Below are 17,540 nucleotides of genomic sequence, written 5' to 3'. Positions count from 1 at the left end.
ACGATTGCGCATCGGGCCGCTTGGGGATTAAAGGTCAAGCGCATGAGCGATGGACCGGCAATCACCTACGAGGATATTCGCTGCGCCACCGGGTCGGATTATTGCTACGACTACGAAGAGTTGCCGCGACAGGCCGTTTTGACGCAGATCCAGACATACTGCACTGACCGGCGCAGGCAATTCGCTCCTATTGCCAAGGCTTTCGATGTTGAGGCAAACAGCCAGTGGGTGCTCCGCCACTATCTTGCGATCAAGTTCGCTACGGCCGCTAACATGCTTGCCGGCTCGGCGGCCTACGCTCGCGAGCATAACCTCATGCTGGGCGTACCCTACTTCAACTATTATGCCGTTCTGAACGCATGCCGCGCATTTCTCCTGACTTCGCCCCAAGTTATTTGGGAAGGCGAAAAGACTGTAGAGATGACCCACCAGAACATCCTCAACCGTACCGCCGACTACATGCGGACACTCGATCCTAACAGGATGACGACTTGGCGCTCTAAGCTCGAGGAACTCCGTGAGCGCCGCGAACTCTTCTCTTATCGCTTCCCCCTGTCGGGAACCGAGCTCGCTGGCGAACGCTCCATGGACGTGGAGGAGCCAGTCTTACTAGGCCGCCTTATCGCCGAACTCGCCTGCCTGAATAGCGAGTGCCTGGACGCTGCATTGCGCAAGCATTCATCAATGGAGCTGGCGGTCCGGTCGATTGGGGACCACGAATTAGCGACGGCTTACGAACTCGCGGGTGTCTCCACTCCCGATCCGTCGGATCGGTATCGACTGGGCAAGTTCGTTGACGGATGGAAGACCGTGGCTCCCCTTGAGGTTATGACGTCCGATGGATTGATGGACGATGTGTATGGAACGTGGTGCGATCCAGAGGATCGTCCTGGGATGTTCGATCCTGACGAGACAAACGGGCTAATTCTCGCACTGTAGCAGATCTGACGTATCGCCAGCCACTGATGGAATGAGCGCAAACTGCTATCTTGTAGTTGCCAGACGGACATAGTTAGATTCGAGCCGCACCTTGCCATTTTTATACCCACAGCCAGGATCGAGCAGACCTCCACAGGTGTTGACTGAAGACTGTCGCCGCTCGACGGGGCCATAAGACTCGAAGCTCATTTAACATAAGATCTCTTCGCCACTGCTCATTCGGCCTTGTCGGGGTCCGGAGAGAACGCGGTCGGCGCCCCACTGACGCCGCGATCTTCGCCGAGATTGTCCCCGGAAAGCGACTCAGAACGCGAGGCGACCATGGCCCGAAAGAGCACGCGACCAAAGCCAGTCTCGAGCCAAGACGCCGAGGCCGTCACCGCCGAGGTTAGGGCGCTCGCGACTCTGAACCTTGCAGGCCTGCGCCAGGTCTGGCGGTGCCGCTATGGCGCTCCGCCGCATCTCCGTTCACGCGAACTCTTCGCCCGCCTGCTCGCCTGGCGCATGCAAGCTGATGCGTTCGGCGGCCTCGACCAGGCGTTCCTCAGACTTCTCCAAGGCCGACAACCCGCAGCCGAGCCGCCGCCGCTGCCGCTCGGCACGCGCCTGACCCGCGAGTGGCAGGGACGGCGCTACCAGGTCGAAGTGACTGAGGAGGGCTTTGTTCACGCGGGCGCCACGTACGCCAGTCTGTCGGCGATCGCCCGGGCGATCACGGGTACGCGCTGGAACGGTCCGCGCTTCTTTGGATTACGCCAGAGGTCGCCAAAATGAACACCCGCCCGAGCGTGCGGTGCGCCATTTACACGCGCAAATCGACCGAAGAGGGTCTCGGGCAGGCCTTCAACACGCTCGACGCGCAGCGCGAGGCATGCGCGGCGTACATCCGCTCGCAAGCGGCGGAGGGGTGGCAGGAAACCGAGCGCATCTACGAGGACGGGGGCTACTCGGGCGGGACGCTCAATCGGCCGGCGATCCGCGAGCTCCTCGACGATGTCGAGCACGGCGTGGTTGACATGATCGTGGTCCACCGGATCGATCGTCTGACGCGCTCGCTGGCGGATTTCATGCGCATCGTCGAGCGGCTCGACGCGGCAGGTGCGTCGTTCGTCAGCGTGACGCAATCGTTCAACACGGCCACCAGCGTGGGCCGACTAATGCTCAATGTGCTCCTGTCCTTTGCGCAGTTCGAACGCGAGCTGACGGGCGAACGAATTCGCGAAAAAGTCGCCGCGTCAAAGGCCAAGGGGATATGGATGGGAGGTTGCCCGCCGCTCGGTTACGATGTGTGCGAGCGCGGGCTAAGCGTGAACGACGAGGAGGCGACGAACGTTCGCTACTGCTTCGAGCGCTACGCGAAGCTTCGTTCGGGCCTTGCAGTCATCGCCGAGCTGCGATCGCGGGGCATGATGTCCAAGCAATGGATATCTCGCTCTGGCCGGCCGCATGGCGGCAAGCCGTTCCTACTCAGCAACCTCTATTATCTCCTAGAGAACCGCATATACGTCGGCGAGATTGTGCATCGTGGACAGGTGTACCCTGGTCAGCACGAAGCGATTGTCGACCGGGCACTTTTTGAGCGCGTTCAGACGAGCCTCGAAGGCAATCGCCGCAGACGCCGGACTCGCCCGACCCGTGAGAGCCACTGTAAGCTCATGGGCCTCGTCCACGACGGCATGGGAGCCCCGATGGGCTGCACATTCAGTTATGGACGGGGTGGCCGGCTCTACTGCTACTACGTTTCTGGCTCGCTTCTCAGAGGCGAGCCAAGGCCTGCAGGCAAATTTGTCGGGCGAGTTCCCGCAGCGCCGCTAGAACAGCTCGTCGCCGCGCGCGTGCGGCGGCTCGTTGGCGAACGCCAGGCGCTCGAGTGGAGCGCGATCCTGGCGCTTCTAAAGGCCGTCCAGCTGCACGAAGGAAGCATTCAGCTGGTGTTCCGACCCGATGCGCTGCTCGACCCTCACGAAGCCCCAGAGGCGGCCTGCTCGCGCCTCGCCGTCAATGTGCCCGAGGATCGCCTGATCGTCGACGAGGCTCGGCACCTTCGGCTGGTCTGTGACCGCGGTCCGCGCCTGAGGGGCGGGTCGACATGGTCATTTCCTCAGGTGGCCGGAACTCAAGCAAGGAAACGATCGCGCAATTCGATTGTGGCAGCGCACCGTCTTCTCGAGCGGTATAATCTGTCCCCCCTTAGTCCTGAAGCGCATCCTCATGCCAGCGCGCCCCGCGAAAAGAACCAGCGGCGGCTGATGATCCTGGGGTTGCTCGCCCCGAGCATTCAGCGCGAACTTTTGGCCGGGGAGGCCGTAGTGACACGCGAGCAGCTTCTGAGCGGAGAAATTCCCCTCGCTTGGAAGGACCAGATTGAAATGCTGGCGGGGCTACGGCTTGGCGCTACCTAGCCGCTAGTGGGCGGGGGCACAAAACGCCCAGGGGTAGTCGTCCAAATTAGCCGCAGGCGAAGGCTGCTGCTCGTTATGGAATGCGGCGGAACCCGGCGGCCATGAACGGGCCAGCTTCTGCTTCGGTCGCGTACAATGATCGATCCGGGCCTACGGTGAGTTTGGTTCCGTCGATGGTGGTCACGTGGCTGACCCCATCCGGTGCCCGCAAACGGACCGTGCGATGGGTCTGACGAGCCACCAAGGCTTCATGTTCGCGGCGGTAGTACTCGAACAAGCCGCCCGCGGAACCTTCATCTTGGACCCAGTGAAGGGCCTGGGAGGTCGAATCCACCTGGTCATCATGCTTTGTTCCCGGAAAGCCGCAAAGCTCATAGAGATAGCCGTCTAGCCAAGGCGCCGAAGCCGGAAGGCGGACGTGGCCGGCCTCCATCATCGGGCTTACCCCACTTAGCCTGACGACCTTTTCGCCCTTCGGCAGGACCGGGACGGCTTTGTAGAAGCATTGCGCGCGTAGAGCCTGCATCAGCGCGGTTCCGGAACCCTTGTCCTCGACGAGAACCCGCTCGGGACTGAAGCGGTCGCTAAGCTCGATCACCTTTCGGCAAAGCTCGGGCATTTCGAGCCGGCCGCGCCAGACGTCGATCAGGTAGACCATCCCGGCCTTCAACCCCCACGTGGTACACACGCTGTAGTCGTGCGACATCGCCGTCTTGGAGCCGGTATCCCAAGATTGAATCACCCGCTCCAGTCCGACCAGGTCGACAGCGCCATATTGGCCGAACCACGACCGCTTCACGAGATTACCCTCGGTCGGGAGTGGATTCTGTTGGTATTGCGCGGCGAACACGAGATTGCCCATGTCGAGCCGGAGTTGCTCAAGAATCTCGACGGGCTCTCGATCACGGTGGAGCGCCTCACCCGGTGCGCGGCGGAAGGTGGTTGCCCGCCCTGCGACGCTGTACTGGTGCTCCTCCGCTTCAACGGCAATTGCCGGAAGGGATAAGGCGTCCCAGCCACCCTGCGCTATCAGGTAGCCAGCTACGTCCTCCTCATGCAGTCGCTGCATGACGACCAAGAGCCGGGCGTCACGTTTAGAGTTTGGACGCGAGGACAGCGTACTTCGCATCCACTCCACCACGCCTTTTCGGGTGACCTCCGAAAGCGCGTCTTCGGCCTTCATGGGATCATCGAGGATGATGAAGTCGCCTCCGCGCCCGGTCACAGTGCCATGGACTGAACTTGCGATCCGACCGCCCCCGCCAGTGGTTTCGAACTGCTCGACTGCGCGGCGGTCGGCAGACAGCCGGGTCTTGAAGCTCGCTTGATAGAACCCGCTATCCATCAGCTGACGGCAGAGGCGGGCGAAATCCTCCGCCAAAGGTTGTGAGTAGCTAATACAAAGAATGCGTTCGGCATCATTCCGGGCAAGGAGCCACGCCGGATAGACTACTGAGCAAAGCAGAGACTTCAGGCTGCGAGGCGGCACGCAGATCAACAGCCGCTGAATCTTGCCGTCGGCTAATTGGGTTAGCCGGTCGGCGATGAGGTCAAGATGCCAGTTCCACTCAAGCGTAAGTGCCGGGAGGACCTCGGCGATCGCCCGTTGGGCGAAGCTTGCAAGGTCGTTCTGCAGGACAGCGCGGAGAAGATCGCGTTCAAGATTCACGGCTGTCCTCCTCCCTCTCTCACCTTCTTGGCGAAGGCCTCAAGGACAGCCCGATCTGCGTCGGAAAGCGGACGCGGTTGTTCGTGAGGCTGTGCCTTCCCGTCAATTTCGCGGGCCATGCGTAGGACAATTTCAATGGCACGCAGATCGCCGCCGGCAGCCTTGTTTACAAGCTGCATGACCACGACTTCCATCTTGCTAAGCTTGCGGTCCCGCCCGTTCTCCTTGACGGGCAGGCGGGCAGCGAGCGCCTTTGCAACGACGGTATCGGTGTTCCGCGACCCAGCGGGCCGACCGTTAGTATTGCCCCGACGCCCGTTGCCAAACTGCGTCTCGAACGGGGGTTTGCCCTTGCCGACCTTGTAGGGTCGATCACTGTAGCGGTTAGCCATTGGTCCCGGTCCCCCCATCAGTTCGTTGAGCAGCAAGGCCAGAAAAGGTGAGCCCCGTACGTCGTTCGAAGGGTTCCTCCCCGAACGCTCGCTTGAAGCGCTCGATAGCGACATCGCAGTAATGGGGGTCGAGCTCGATTGTTCGGGCTCGCCGGCCGAGCTTTTCGGCGGCAATGAGTGTGGTGCCGCTGCCACAGAAGCCGTCGAACACCACGTCGCCCGGTCTGGAGGCGTCAAGCATCAGGTCGCAGATCATCTCAACCGGTTTGACCGTGGCATGGAGTGCGAGAGCTCGATCACGTCCGGCGCCAAAGCGGTTCATGCCGGCGTAGCGCCAAACGTTGTGGCGATCGCGTCCGTGCTTTCCGAGCATGACGTTGTTAACGTGCGGAGCGGCGCCATGCTTGAAGACGGCGATGAGTTCGTGCGCGCTTCTGTAAAGCGCGCCCATTCCTCCCTTTCCCTTATCCCAAACGACGAGATTCTTGAGCTCAAATTCCGACCGTTCACCGGCGTCGAGAAGGTCGCGGATGTGCTTCCAGTCCATGAAGCCATAGAGGAGTGCGCCATCGACCAGGTGCGGCTTGATTGCGGCAAATGAGCGAGCAAGGAACGATGGGAACTCCGAGGCGCTCATCTCGCCGCCGGCCATTTGAAAGTCGCCGTGGCGATGGCGCCCCTTGCCGGAATATTCCTTCGCCTTCAGGTTGTACGGAAAGTCCTCCTCGACCAGGCGAACCTGATCGTCGCCGACCACGACGGCGACGGTTGACGGATCGCTGCTGTCGCCGCAGCCTAGGGAGTGGCCGCTTGGGAACTCCCACAGATCGCCGACCCGTGTGACAGGTTCTCCAGCTTCATCCTCGTCAGCCCAGTCGAGATCAGACCAATCGGTCTGCTCAAGGCTAGCAATGGCCCATTCGATTTCGGGGTGCTCGAATCCGGACAGTGTCAGATCGAGTTCGGGAATCTCGATACGAAGTTCGCGAAACTCCTCGGAGCGGGCCTCTTCATCCCAGGCCGATTGTTCGGCTATCCGGTTGTCCGCTAGGGCGTAGAGGCGCGCCTTCCCATCGGTGAGATCGACCCTAAGCGTCGGCACGGTAGTCTCGCCGAGCTTCTTGGCGGCCTCAACACGGCCATGCCCGGCAAGAATGCGATTGTGGGCGTCGATGATGACGGGGCTGACCATCCCGAATTCCGAGAGGCTCCGCGCAAGCGCGGCAACTTGGGATTTGCTGTGCTTGCGGGCGTTTCGCTCGGCCGGTTTCAGGTCGGCAATTGCTGTTAATTCGTATGGGAGGAGCGTCGTGCTCCTTGGATCGTTGTCATGTGGTCGAGACATGGTCGGGCGTCCTAGCTTGGACGTCATCAAGGAGTTCGGTGCGCGACCTCAGGCCCCGCATCGAGGACTCCCGCGAGCGACGTCGCGGTGATTGGGGCTAAGGATTTCTCGCTCGACGGCGCTGCCAACGCTCGTGCCCGCCGTCCCCGGCGGAAAAGCTCAAACCGTCTCCGGCTCAGCTTGATATCGTATAGGGTTTCCCGTCCCCGGTTCCCCCTGGCGAATCACTTCGTGGCATGGTTTTTGGTCGCCGACAAGGGAGGGGGGTATGCAGCTTTCGTTCCCAGACCGCTGAAGACGTTTTCCCGGTTACGTGCGTCGGGAACTCGGTCGAAAGCCGCAGAAATCCGGTGCCTCCGAGGCCCTCGCCATATCGCTCGGAGGCATCTTTCCCGTTAGATTCCCGCAAAAACTGGGAAAGTGGCGGCAAGACGCGTTAGCCGCTGACTGCGTCATTCACCATAAACCATCACTGTGGTCCGCTTCTCGGCACTTGCCGACATGGCGCGTATCTGGTCGCCGGACACGAGGAGGTGAACGATGAAGGCCATCGTCGTGACCGATCGGGCTGCGGGAACAGCCGGGATGAAGTTGCTTGAACGGCCCGAGCCGGTTGCGGCGATAAACGACGTCGTCGTCCAGGTTCATGCTTCGGGCTTCGTCGGAACCGAGTTGGCGTGGCCTTCGACCTGGACGGACCGCCTAGGTCGTGACCGCACGCCGACCATTCCGGGACACGAGCTGGCTGGGGTGGTGACCGCGCTCGGTTACGGCACGACGGGGCTGTCCATAGGCCAACGGGTGTTCGGACTCACGGACTGGTATCGCGACGGCACGCTGGCAGAGCAGGTGTCGGTCGAGGCGCGCAATCTTGCGCCCTTGCCAGACGATGTCGACTTCAGCGTGGGCGCGAGCCTGCCGATCTCCGGCCTCACGGCGTGGCAAGGATTGTTCGAGCACGGCCGCCTGCGGGCAGGGCAACGCATCATCGCGCACGGAGCTGCGGGCGCCGTGGGCTCGATGGTGACGCAACTCGCGCATGAATTCGGTGCCTACGTCATCGGCACCGGCCGGGCCGCGGACCGGCAAACAGCACTCGACTTCGGCGCCAACGAGTTTGTCGACCTCGACAACGAGGCCCTGGAAGATGCGGGCCGAGTCGACCTGGTCTTCGATCTTATCGGCGGCGACATCGGGAAGCGTTCCGCGCGGCTCGTCCGGGACGGAGGAACGCTGGTGTCAATTGTCGGACCGCCCGAGGCGCCGCCTGAAGACGGCGTTGCCATCGACTTCGTTGTCGAATCCAATCGCGCTCAGCTGGGCGAGATCGTTCAACGCGTGCGGGATGGGCGACTGCGGACCCACATCGGCACCGTTTCGAGCCTCGACGACGCCGTCGCAGCCTTCAACCCGACCGAACGACGTCCGGGAAAGACAATTATTTCCGTGCACCCCTAAAGCTGGGCGGGTCCAGCGCCCCGCTCACTCATGCGGCTTCATCCCGAACGGCAGCTCCGTGCTGATCCGCCGCAGCGCCACGATCTTGCCGCCCTCGATCCGAAACACCTCGACGATCTCCAGCGAGCGCGGATAAGCAGCGGAATTGGGCATGGCAGCGCCGTTCGGCCGCGTGAACTCGCGCGGGGCGGCGGGGATGTCCTCGAACACGCGGACGGCGACGAGGCCGCGGGCTTCGTCCACCGCGAGGACCTTGCGGTCGCGCCAGCGGGCGATCCATTGCAGGGAGTTGCCGGCGATCGGCGCGGCGCAGGCGCCGAGGGCCTGGCCGTTGACGTTCCACTGGCATGATGGGTCGAGGCCCTTCGGCGGCTTGCCGTCGTGGGCATTGAGCGCGGCGTAGAAGCCGTCGACCAGCTTGGCCATGTCGAGCCACGAGGTGCGTTGGGCCCTGGGCAGCTCGGCGTAGGCGGGGATCGCCGCCGGCTCGGCATAGGGCACGCCGTATTCCTTGCGGCGGATCAGTGCTTCGACGCTGCCGACCTGCTGGCCGCCCGAGCCGACGGTGATCGCCGCCCAGGCGGGCTGGCCGTGCTCCTCGATCCGGCCGATCCACACCGATTTGCCGGTGTTGGCGTCGGACACGATCAGCGGCTGCGGGTCGATCGCGGCGACCGTCGCCCAGATTCCCTCGCCGACGCGGATGCCGACCGAGTTCTCGCCGTAGCCGACCTTGTCGGCCCAGTTCACGCTGCGCCACTGGTTGCCGACGTAGGCCTGCATTACCTGCGTCGCCTGTGCGGTGAGGCAGGCGGCGTCGCAGGTCCTGGGCTGCGGCGCGTGGCGCGGCGGGGTCGAGACGCCGTCGCGGAACGGGTTGGGCATGAAATAGGGCACATAGGTGAACACCGCCTCGATGCGGGCGATCTTGCCGTCGCGGATGCGAAAGGCTTCGAGCAGGGTGATCGAGTTCGGCCACTTGAGCGCGGTCTTCATCTCGCGCCCGTTGGTCAGCAGGTAATGGTCGAACTCGTTGGCGTGGTCGAAGAAGCCGCGGCCGACGGCGACGCCGCGCTCCTCGTCGATTATGAAGAAGTCGCGGCGGACGCGCTTGTTGATCCTGTAGAGACCGAGCTTGAACTGGTTCTCGCACCCGGTGGCGATCGCCGCGGCGTTGCCGCCGCCGCCGGGTGGGGGCGCGGTGGTGGAGATGCCGTTCTCGAGCCGGCCGCAGTCGTCGGTGAACTGGGTGAGGACCTGGCCGTCGTTCAATTCGACGGTGCTGAAGTAGCCGTCGGCGATTGACAGCATGCGCTCGCGCGGGCGGCGCTGCTCGGGCGCGAGGACCTGGGCGAAGTCGGGGTCGTGGACCATTTTCGTGACGTCGCCGAACGGCGCGGGCAGCGCGGTCTTGCGGTGGACCACGGCCTCGATCTCGTCGATCGCGCCGGCCTGGTCCACGTGGACGCGCACGGCGTAGATCGCCGGGTTGCCGTTCTCCTTGACCGAACCGAACCAGGCGGCGTTGCCGGTCAGCGGGTCGGCGGCGGTGAGGCCGGCCGCGTCGACCCCGGTGACCGTGCGCCAGAGGCCCTGGCCGACGGGGATGAGCACGTCGTTCTCGGCGTAACGCACGTCCTTCGCCAGCTTGAGCTGCGCCGGATCGCGCGCGGCGAGCGCCTTCATGTGCGCCTCGACCGCGGCGATGAGGCAGGCGTGGTCGCATTTCGGGGCGATCACGGCGCTGGCCTCGCCGGCGGCCTGGGCGAGGGCGGGCGACGCGACGAGCGAGAGGGCCGCGGCGACGATGGCGGTTACGGTACGCATGCTCATTTCCCCTTTGCCGCGGCGTCCGCGTAATCCTCGTTGCCGCGCGCGACCAGGTAGGCGTGGATCGCTTCCACGTCCTCGGGCGAGAGCTGGCCGGCGAAGCTCGCCATGCCCTTGTCGGCGCGAATGCCCTTGAGGACGATATCGGCGAACTGGGCGTGCGTGCCGGCGGTCATGAAGCGCAAGTCCTTGACCCCGCCGATGGCGTTCTCGCCGTGGCATTTGGAGCAGTTTGCGCCGTAGAGCTCGCGGCCGTGCGCGACTTGCGCCTCGGGCGCGCGCAGCGGCGGCGGGCGCGGGATCGAGGCTTGCGGCGGCGGGGGCGGCAGCTTGGCCGTTCCGCCGAGCCTGAACACCAGCAGCTTGGCTGTCGAAGTCTGGAACGGTCCGAGGTTGTAGACCGGCGAGCCGCCCCAGCCGGCGTTCACGGCGATATATTGCACCCCGTCGATCATGTAGGTGATCGGTCCGGCGACCGGTGCCTGGTCGATGTCCATCTCCCACAGCTTGGCCCCGGTATCGGCGCGGTAGATCGCCAGCGTCTTGTTGATCGTGCCCTGGATGAGGAGGTTGCCGGCGGTGCTCAGCACGCCGCCCGAGCCCGGGTGCGGATAGGGCACGCGCCATTTCTCGGTTTGCGTCTTCGGGTCCCACGCGAGGAGGTAGCCCTTCTCGGTCGCGTTGGCTTGCGCCTGCAGCTTCGCGCGGCGTTCGGGCTGGGTGCCGTAGGCCTGGCCCGAGTTGGTCCGGCCGGGACCCGGGGTGTAGTGGTACTGCCCGTCCTCGGCGCGGGCGTAAATCGATCCCTGCTCCTGCGCGGAGAGGTAGACGAGCCCGGTCTTCGGCGAATAGCTCATCGGGTGCCAGGTATGGGCGGCGAGCCAGCTCGGGCTCATCAGGTGCGGCGTGGTCCCGTTATGCGCGCCGGGCACGAGGATCGGGCGGCCGTTGGCGTCGACGCCGCTGGCCCAGGTGTTGACCGAGACGTAGGACTTGGCGCTGATCAGCTTCCCGTTGGTGCGGTCGACGACGTAGAAGAAGCCGTTCTTCGGCGCCTGCATCGCCACCTTGCGCAGCTTGCCGCCGATGGTGATGTCGGCGAGCACGATCGGCTGGGTGCAGGTGAAGTCCCAGTCTTCCTCGGGCACTTCCTGGTAATGCCACTTGTAGCGGCCGGTCTCGACGTCGAGCGCGAGCATCGAGCACAGGAACAGGTTGTCGCCTTTGTCCTGGCTGCGGAAGTGCCACATGTGCGGAGAGCCGTTGCCGGTGCCGACGATGACCGTCTTGGTCTCGGGATCGTAAGCGAAGCTGTCCCACGCGTTGCCGCCGCCCCCGGCTTCCCAGAACTTGCCCGACCAGGTCTTCGCGGCCATCGCCATCACAGGATCGGAGGCCTCGCCGTCGGGTCCTTTCGCCGGGTCGGTCGGGACGATGTAGAACTTCCACGCTTTCTTGCCGGTCTCGGCATCCCACGCGGACACGAACCCGCGCGAGCCGTAGTCCGCGCCGCCGTTGCCGATCACCACCTTGCCGTCATAGACCCGCGGCGCGCCGGTGATCGAATAGGGCGCGTCCTTGGGATCGAAGGTCGCGACGCTCCACACTTCCTTGCCGGTCCTGGCGTCGATGGCGATCAGCCGCCCGTCGAGCGCGCCGATGTAGATCTTGCCCTTCCACGCCGCGATCCCGCGCGCCGAGGGACCGCAACAGGCGAGCCGGGCCCACTCGGTCCCGACCTTGGGGTCGTAAGTCCACAGCTTGCGCCCGGTCCTGCCGTCGTAGGCGGTGACGACGTTGTAGATGCTCTCGTTGTAGAGCACCCCGTCGATCACCAGCGGGCTCGCCTGCACACCGCGGAAGGTCTGCAGGTCGTCGTACCAGGCGAGACCGAGCTGGCCGACGTTGGCATCGTTGATCTGCGCGAGCGGGCTGTAACGCTGCTCGCTCCATCCGCGGCTGTAGCTCATCCAGTCGCCGACGTTACCCGGGGCGTCGATCGCCCGCATCGAGCGGCTGTCGACGACCGTCGGAGCGTCCGTGGCGTTCGGCGGGGCCTTGGCGTTCCCCGCGACCATCGCGGCCAGCAGCAGCGGAGCCGCCCACGACGCGTGCTTCAACCCGAACGCCATCCAATCCCTCCGCCCTTCTTCCCGAGCTTGCGGGGACCTTGCCGCCTCGCAGCGCGGTTGTGAAGGCAAAGTAACGACCGTGACAATTTTTTGCCGCCGCGGTCTTTCGCGCGAGGAAAGCGCTGCCTATGGTGCGCGCGCCCTTGGGAGAGGGCGGACGGCCTGAGGGAGGGCGATGATCCGCATCGGCAAGCTACAGCTGGGTCTTGCGCTGGGCGCGGCGCTTGCGGCGGCCGCCAGCGCCAAAGCGCCGGCGGACGTCACGATCGACGGCAGCCGGGTCTATCCCGAAAGCATTACGTCCGATGCGGCGGGCAATCTCTACAACGGCAGCAATGCCGGGACGATCTACCGCGCCAGGGCCGGATCGAGGACCGCCGAACCATGGATCGTGCCCGACGCGCATAACGGCTTGCGCTCGCTGTTCGGCGTCTTCGCCGACGACAAGCGCGGCCTGCTGTGGGCCTGCGACAATCCCAATCTGTTCAAGCGCGAAACCGGCACCTCGACCCTGCGCGCCTTCTCGCTCAAGAGCGGCCGGCTTTCCGCGGCCTACGACTTCCCGACCGACGGCCCGTCCGCGTGCAACGACATCGCCATCGACAAGGACGGCGCGGTGTGGGTCAGCGAAACCACCGGCGGGCGGATCTTCGTGCTGCGCCCGCGCGCCAACGAGTTGGAGCTGTTCGCCAAGGGCGCCGACCTCGTCGGGATCGACGGCATCGCCATCGCCGGCGAAGGGGCGATCTACATCAACAACGTCCGCAAGCAGCTCTTCCAGCGAGTCGAGCGCAAGGCCGACGGCAGCTTTGACAAGCTGACGACGCTCGCCACCACGCTCCCGCTCAATGGGCCCGACGGGCTGCGCGCGCTCGGCGGCAATCGCTTCATCCAGGGCGAAGGGCCGGGCGGGCGCGTGGCGCTGGTCTATGTCGCCGGGGACAGCGCGGCGATCGTGCCCATCGCCAGCGGGCTCGACGGTCCGGTCGGAGTGACCGTGTCGCACGGCGTCGCCTATGCGCTCGAAGGCAAGATCGAATACATGTTCGACGCCAAGCTCAAGGACAAGAGCCCCGACCCGTTCACGATCCACGCCTTCGCGCTGAAGGCCGATCAGTGAAAGCGCTTGCTGCCCTGGCCGCGCTCGCGCTGCTCGTACCCGCCCCGGCGCTGGCCGACGCCAACTCCGAGATCGACGCGCTGACCGCGCGGGTCGCCAAGCTCGAGGGGGTGCGCTCGATCAAGAACCTCCAGCGGGCGTTCGGCTATTACGTCGACCGCGGGCTGTGGGGCGAGGCGGCCGACCTGTTCGCCGACGACGGCACGATCGAGATCGGCCTCGACGGCGTCTACGTCGGCAAGGCCCGCATCCGCGAATACCTCAAGCGTCTTCACGGCGGGCAGGAAGGGCTCATCTACGGCCAGCTCAACGAATGGGTGACGCTGCAGCCGGCGATAACGATGGCCACCGACGGGGGCAGCGCCACCGGGCGCTGGCGCGATCTCGGCATGCTCGGGCAGTACAAGAAGCACGCCGAGTGGCGCGACGGTATCTACGAGAACAGGTACGAAAAGGGCGCCGACGGGATCTGGCGGATCAAGGCGCTGCACCTCTACGTCAACTTCGTCGCGCCGTACGAGAAGGGCTGGGCCCGGCTGAAGGGCGGCGAGGGACTTTCGCGGAGCCAAGCGAGCGTGGACTTCCCGCCCGACCGGCCGCCGACCGCCGGCTACAAGCCGTTTCCGAACACTTATGTGCCGCCGTTCCAGGCGCCCAATCCGGTGACCGGCAAACGGGTGGAGACGGCAAAGTGAGGCGCGCGGTCTTCGCCGTGCTGGCGCTCGCCATCGCCGTACCGGCGCACGCCCAGTCGGTCGAACAGCGCATCGCCGCCTACAAGCACCGCGTCGAGCTGCTCGAAGACCAGGACGCCGTCGAGGACCTGCAGGCGACTTACGGCTATTATTTCGACAAAGGCCTGTGGGACCAGGCCGCGGCGCTGTTCACTCCGAACGGCAGCTTCGAATACGGCCAGCGCGGCGTGTACGTCGGCCAGGCCCACATCCAGCGGGCGATGCTGCTGTTCGGGCCGCAAGGCCTCGCCGCCGGGCACCTCAACAACCACATGTTGCTGCAACCGGTGATCACCGTCGCCGACGACGGCCTCTCGGCCAAGGCGCGCTGGCAGGGCATGGTCATGCTCGCACAGGCCGGCCAGAACGGCGTCTGGGGCGTCGGCGTCTACGAGAACGAGTACGTCAAGCAGAAGGGCGTGTGGAAGATCGCCAAGCTGCACTTCTACGTCACCGCCGAAACCGATTACGACGCCGGCTGGACCAAGTCGGCGATCCCCATGGAAGGGCCGAGCGCACTGTTCCCGCCGGACAAGCCGCCGAGCGAGGTCTACCGCGCGTTCCCCGGCGTCTACATCCCGCCGTTCGACTACAAGCATCCGGTAACCGGCAAGTCGCTCGCCGACATCCCGCAGCCGCCGGACGACGTGGTGGGGAGGAAGTGATCATGCGCGCTTTCGTCGCGGCGCTGCTCGCCGCCCTGGCCGCCCCGGCCTTCGCCGAGAGTCCCGAACAGCGCCTCGACGCGCTCGACCGGCGCATCACCCGGCTCGAGGACATGAACCAGGTCGAAAAGGTCCAGCGCGTCTACGGCTACTTCGTCGACAAGGGCCAGTGGACCGAGCTCAGCCAGCTGTTCGCCGACGACGCCACGCTCGAGATCGGCGGCAAGGGGCTGTTCCTCGGCAAGAAGCGCGTGCTCGAATACATGCAGACCGCGTTCGGCAAGGATGGCCCGAAGGAAGGCCTGCTCGCCAACCACATGCAATTCCAGCCGGTGGTCGACGTCGCGCCCGACGGCAAGACCGCCTGGGTGCGCAGCCGGGCGTGGGTGATGAGCGTCGGCGGGTGGGGCCTGCCGCTCTACGAGGACGAGTTCGTCAAAGAGAACGGCGTGTGGAAGTTCAAGCGCGAGAGCGGGCCGTTCACGATGTACTCGAGCTGGAAGGGCTGGGGGCACGACGCGCTCAACAACACCTGGCCCGACAAGTTCGACCCGCCGCCCGACCTGCCGCCGAGCACCGTTTACCTGACCTATCCCGCCTACTGGATCGTGCCGTTCCACTACCCGAATCCGGTGACCGGCAAGCCCTTCCCGGTCGAGCCGGTCGGCGCCTATCAGGCGCCGCCGGGCACGCCCGAGCAGGAAGCCTCGCTCAAGGTCGGCCGCCTCGCCGATGGGACCCAGCCGATCGCCCAACCACCCAAGGATTGACCGCATGCATTTCCGCAGCCCCGTCGCGCTGATCGGCGCCCTGATGCTGGTGCTCGTCGCCACTGTGGCGGCGATCGACGGCGGCATCGACGCGCGGCTGGGACATCCGGCACCGGGCGAATGGCCGAGCGACGGGCGCGATTACAGCGCGCAGCGCTACAGCCCGCTGACCCAGATCGACGCCTCGAACGTCAGCAAGCTCGGGCTCGCCTGGTACGACGATCTCGACACCCTGCGCGGGGTCGAGGCGACGCCGATCTACGCTGACGGCGTGCTCTACAACTCGCTGCCGTTCAACGTGATCAAGGCCTACGACGCAAGGACCGGCCGCGTGCTGTGGACCTATGACCCCAAGGTCCCGCGCGAAATGGCGCGTTACGCCTGTTGCGAGCCGGTCAGCCGGGGCCTCGCCATGTGGCACAACCTGATCGTCATCGCCACGCTCGACGGGCGGCTGATCGGGCTCGACAAGACCAGCGGCACGCCGGTCTGGACGAGCCAGGTGTTCGGCCACGAGATGCCCTACACGATCACCGGGGCGCCGCGGGTGTTCGGCGACATGGTGGTGATCGGCAACTCGGGCGGCGATCTCGGCGTGCGCGGCTTCGTCGCCGCCTACGATGCCGCGAGCGGCCGCAAGCGCTGGAAGTTCTTCCTCACCCCGAACCCGAACGATGCGCCCGACCACGAAGCGTCCGATCCGGTCATGCCGATGGTTCGCAAGACCTGGTCCGACGAAGGCATGTGGAAGCAGCTCGGCGGCGGGGCCAACCCGTTCGATTCGATCGCCTACGATCCGGCGCTCAAGCTGGTCTACGTCGGCACCGGCAACTCGAGCCCGCACACCCAGTTCTACCGCTCGGCGGACAAGGGCGACAACCTGTTCGTGTGCTCGATTGTCGCCCTGCATGCCGAGGACGGCAGCTACGCCTGGCACTACCAGATGGTCCCCGGCGAGGAGTGGGACTACACTTGCACCAGCTCGATGATCAGCGCCGACCTCAAGATCGGCGGCAAGACCCGCAAGGTGCTGATGCAGGCGCCGAAGGATGGGTACTTCTACGTCCTCGACCGCAAGACCGGGAAGCTGATCAGCGCGAAGAGCTACGTCAAGGTCAACTGGGCGCTCGGCATCGACCCGAAGACCGGGCGACCACAGATCAACCTGGCGGCGCGCTACACCGAAGAGCCGGCGCTGGTCTATCCGGGGCCTGGCGGGGCCCACAACTGGTTCCCGATGGCCTACAGCCCGCGCACCAGGCTGGCCTATTTCCCCGCCTACCAGTCGGGCTTCGTCTACGCCCGCCAGCCGAACTGGACGCCGCAGCCGTTCCGCTCGAACAGCGGCTGGGGCGGCTTTAGTGGCGAGGCGCTGAAGAAGCGGGTCGAGCTGCAGAAGATCGCCGACAAGGACGAAAAGGCGATGCTGGTCGCCTACGATCCGGTGAGGCAGCAGGTCGCCTGGTCGGTGCCGCTGCCGCGCCACGGCAACGGCGGGGCGTTCGTCACTGCGAGCGACCTGGTGTTCGAAGGAACGACCAGGCAGACCTTCGCCGCCTTCGATGCGCGGACCGGCAAGCAGCTGTGGGAATTCCCCACCCAGAGCGCGCCGGTCGCGGGCGGGATCACTTACGAGGTCGACGGCGAGCAATACGTGGCGATCAACGCCGGCTGGGGTGGCGGCGCGGCGCAAGTCGAACGCGGAGCCGGTATCGAGCTGCCGCGGGCACCGGCACGGCTGCTGGTGTTCAAGCTCGGCGGCACCAGGACCTTGCCGCCGCTGGCTAAGGCGGAAGCCATCCCGCAGCCGCCGCCGCTGCGCGCGAGCGAGGCCGACATCCAGGCCGGCGCGCAGCTGTTCGCCGACACCTGCTCGGGCTGCCACGGGCGCGAGGCGGTCGGCGGGGTCAAGGACTTGCGCCACATGACCGCCGAGACCCACGCGAAGTTCAAGGACATCGTCCTCGGCGGCCTCTACACCGACAAGGGCATGGCCAGCTTCAAGGACCTGCTCAGCGACAAGCAGGCTGGGCAGATCCACGACTACCTGATCGCCCGCGCCAACGAGGACTGGGGCGAATAGG

At 65.2% G+C, this 17,540-nt stretch carries 14 protein-coding genes; 9 read left to right on the top strand and 5 right to left on the bottom strand.

The window, feature by feature from the left end; genetic code table 11:
* Window positions 1-42 precede the first annotated feature (42 nt).
* The 3 genes from G7B69_RS11740 to G7B69_RS11730 all read left to right on the top strand — a co-directional run bounded on the left by G7B69_RS11740 (window position 43) and on the right by G7B69_RS11730 (window position 3,341).
* Window positions 43-939 (top strand): hypothetical protein, encoded by an 897-nt coding sequence (locus G7B69_RS11740; RefSeq protein ID WP_166179443.1) that lies wholly within the window; start codon window positions 43-45, stop codon window positions 937-939.
* A gap of 321 nt (window positions 940-1,260) precedes the next feature.
* The gene (locus tag G7B69_RS11735; protein ID WP_166179441.1) at window positions 1,261-1,713 is read left to right on the top strand and encodes a DUF2924 domain-containing protein; all 453 of its coding nucleotides are present in this window, start codon (window positions 1,261-1,263) and stop codon (window positions 1,711-1,713) included.
* Window positions 1,710-3,341: a recombinase family protein gene (locus G7B69_RS11730; protein WP_166179439.1), complete on the top strand. Its 1,632-nt coding sequence runs from the start codon at window positions 1,710-1,712 to the stop codon at window positions 3,339-3,341. Before G7B69_RS11735 ends, G7B69_RS11730 begins: the two co-directional genes overlap by 4 nt.
* 73 nt (window positions 3,342-3,414) lie before the next feature.
* Here the strand turns inward: G7B69_RS11730 and terL are convergent, their stop codons facing one another.
* The 3 genes from terL to G7B69_RS11715 are packed head-to-tail and all read right to left on the bottom strand — an operon-like array spanning window position 3,415 to window position 6,774.
* On the bottom strand, window positions 3,415-5,010 hold the full coding sequence (gene terL / locus G7B69_RS11725) for a phage terminase large subunit (protein WP_166179437.1): 1,596 nt from the start codon (window positions 5,008-5,010) through the stop codon (window positions 3,415-3,417).
* Complete coding sequence (locus tag G7B69_RS11720) at window positions 5,007-5,402, bottom strand: DUF5681 domain-containing protein (RefSeq protein ID WP_166179435.1); 396 nt, start codon at window positions 5,400-5,402, stop codon at window positions 5,007-5,009. The genes terL and G7B69_RS11720 overlap by 4 nt, the downstream gene beginning before the upstream one ends.
* Window positions 5,395-6,774, bottom strand: a complete 1,380-nt coding sequence (locus G7B69_RS11715) for a site-specific DNA-methyltransferase (RefSeq protein WP_166179433.1) — start codon at window positions 6,772-6,774, stop codon at window positions 5,395-5,397. The genes G7B69_RS11720 and G7B69_RS11715 overlap by 8 nt, the downstream gene beginning before the upstream one ends.
* A 513-nt stretch (window positions 6,775-7,287) precedes the next feature.
* Here G7B69_RS11715 and G7B69_RS11710 point away from each other — a divergent pair.
* Complete coding sequence (locus tag G7B69_RS11710) at window positions 7,288-8,205, top strand: NADP-dependent oxidoreductase (RefSeq protein WP_166179431.1); 918 nt, start codon at window positions 7,288-7,290, stop codon at window positions 8,203-8,205.
* Window positions 8,206-8,229: 24 nt separating this feature from the next.
* On the opposite strand, the gene G7B69_RS11705 is transcribed toward G7B69_RS11710, so the two are convergent.
* Together G7B69_RS11705 and G7B69_RS11700 are read right to left on the bottom strand one after the other, a co-directional pair.
* Window positions 8,230-10,032 (bottom strand): DUF8021 domain-containing protein, encoded by a 1,803-nt coding sequence (locus G7B69_RS11705; protein WP_166179429.1) that lies wholly within the window; start codon window positions 10,030-10,032, stop codon window positions 8,230-8,232.
* Window positions 10,033-10,034: 2 nt separating this feature from the next.
* The gene (locus G7B69_RS11700; RefSeq protein ID WP_166179427.1) at window positions 10,035-12,167 is read right to left on the bottom strand and encodes a PQQ-dependent dehydrogenase, methanol/ethanol family; all 2,133 of its coding nucleotides are present in this window, start codon (window positions 12,165-12,167) and stop codon (window positions 10,035-10,037) included.
* A 175-nt stretch (window positions 12,168-12,342) separates the two neighbouring features.
* Here G7B69_RS11700 and G7B69_RS11695 point away from each other — a divergent pair, with 175 nt between their 5' ends.
* Genes G7B69_RS11695 through G7B69_RS11675 form a run of 5 tightly spaced genes read left to right on the top strand, consistent with a single transcriptional unit; the run spans window position 12,343 to window position 17,539 of the window.
* Window positions 12,343-13,287 (top strand): NHL repeat-containing protein, encoded by a 945-nt coding sequence (locus G7B69_RS11695; protein WP_166179425.1) that lies wholly within the window; start codon window positions 12,343-12,345, stop codon window positions 13,285-13,287.
* On the top strand, window positions 13,284-13,982 hold the full coding sequence (locus G7B69_RS11690) for a nuclear transport factor 2 family protein (RefSeq protein ID WP_166179423.1): 699 nt from the start codon (window positions 13,284-13,286) through the stop codon (window positions 13,980-13,982). The genes G7B69_RS11695 and G7B69_RS11690 overlap by 4 nt, the downstream gene beginning before the upstream one ends.
* Window positions 13,979-14,686, top strand: coding sequence for a nuclear transport factor 2 family protein (locus tag G7B69_RS11685; RefSeq protein WP_166179421.1), 708 nt, complete (start codon window positions 13,979-13,981; stop codon window positions 14,684-14,686). The genes G7B69_RS11690 and G7B69_RS11685 overlap by 4 nt, the downstream gene beginning before the upstream one ends.
* A 2-nt stretch (window positions 14,687-14,688) precedes the next feature.
* A complete protein-coding gene (locus tag G7B69_RS11680) occupies window positions 14,689-15,456 on the top strand; it encodes a nuclear transport factor 2 family protein (protein ID WP_166179419.1) in 768 nt (255 codons plus the stop codon).
* Window positions 15,457-15,460: 4 nt separating this feature from the next.
* Window positions 15,461-17,539 (top strand): PQQ-dependent dehydrogenase, methanol/ethanol family, encoded by a 2,079-nt coding sequence (locus tag G7B69_RS11675; RefSeq protein WP_166179417.1) that lies wholly within the window; start codon window positions 15,461-15,463, stop codon window positions 17,537-17,539.
* Window position 17,540: the final 1 nt, after the last annotated feature.

This window comes from Croceibacterium segetis, from assembly GCF_011320115.1.
GTDB classification, from domain to species: Bacteria; Pseudomonadota; Alphaproteobacteria; order Sphingomonadales; family Sphingomonadaceae; genus Croceibacterium_B; species Croceibacterium_B segetis.
Note: the sequence above shows the minus strand (reverse complement) of the source record. Positions and strands in the feature narration are given on the sequence as shown.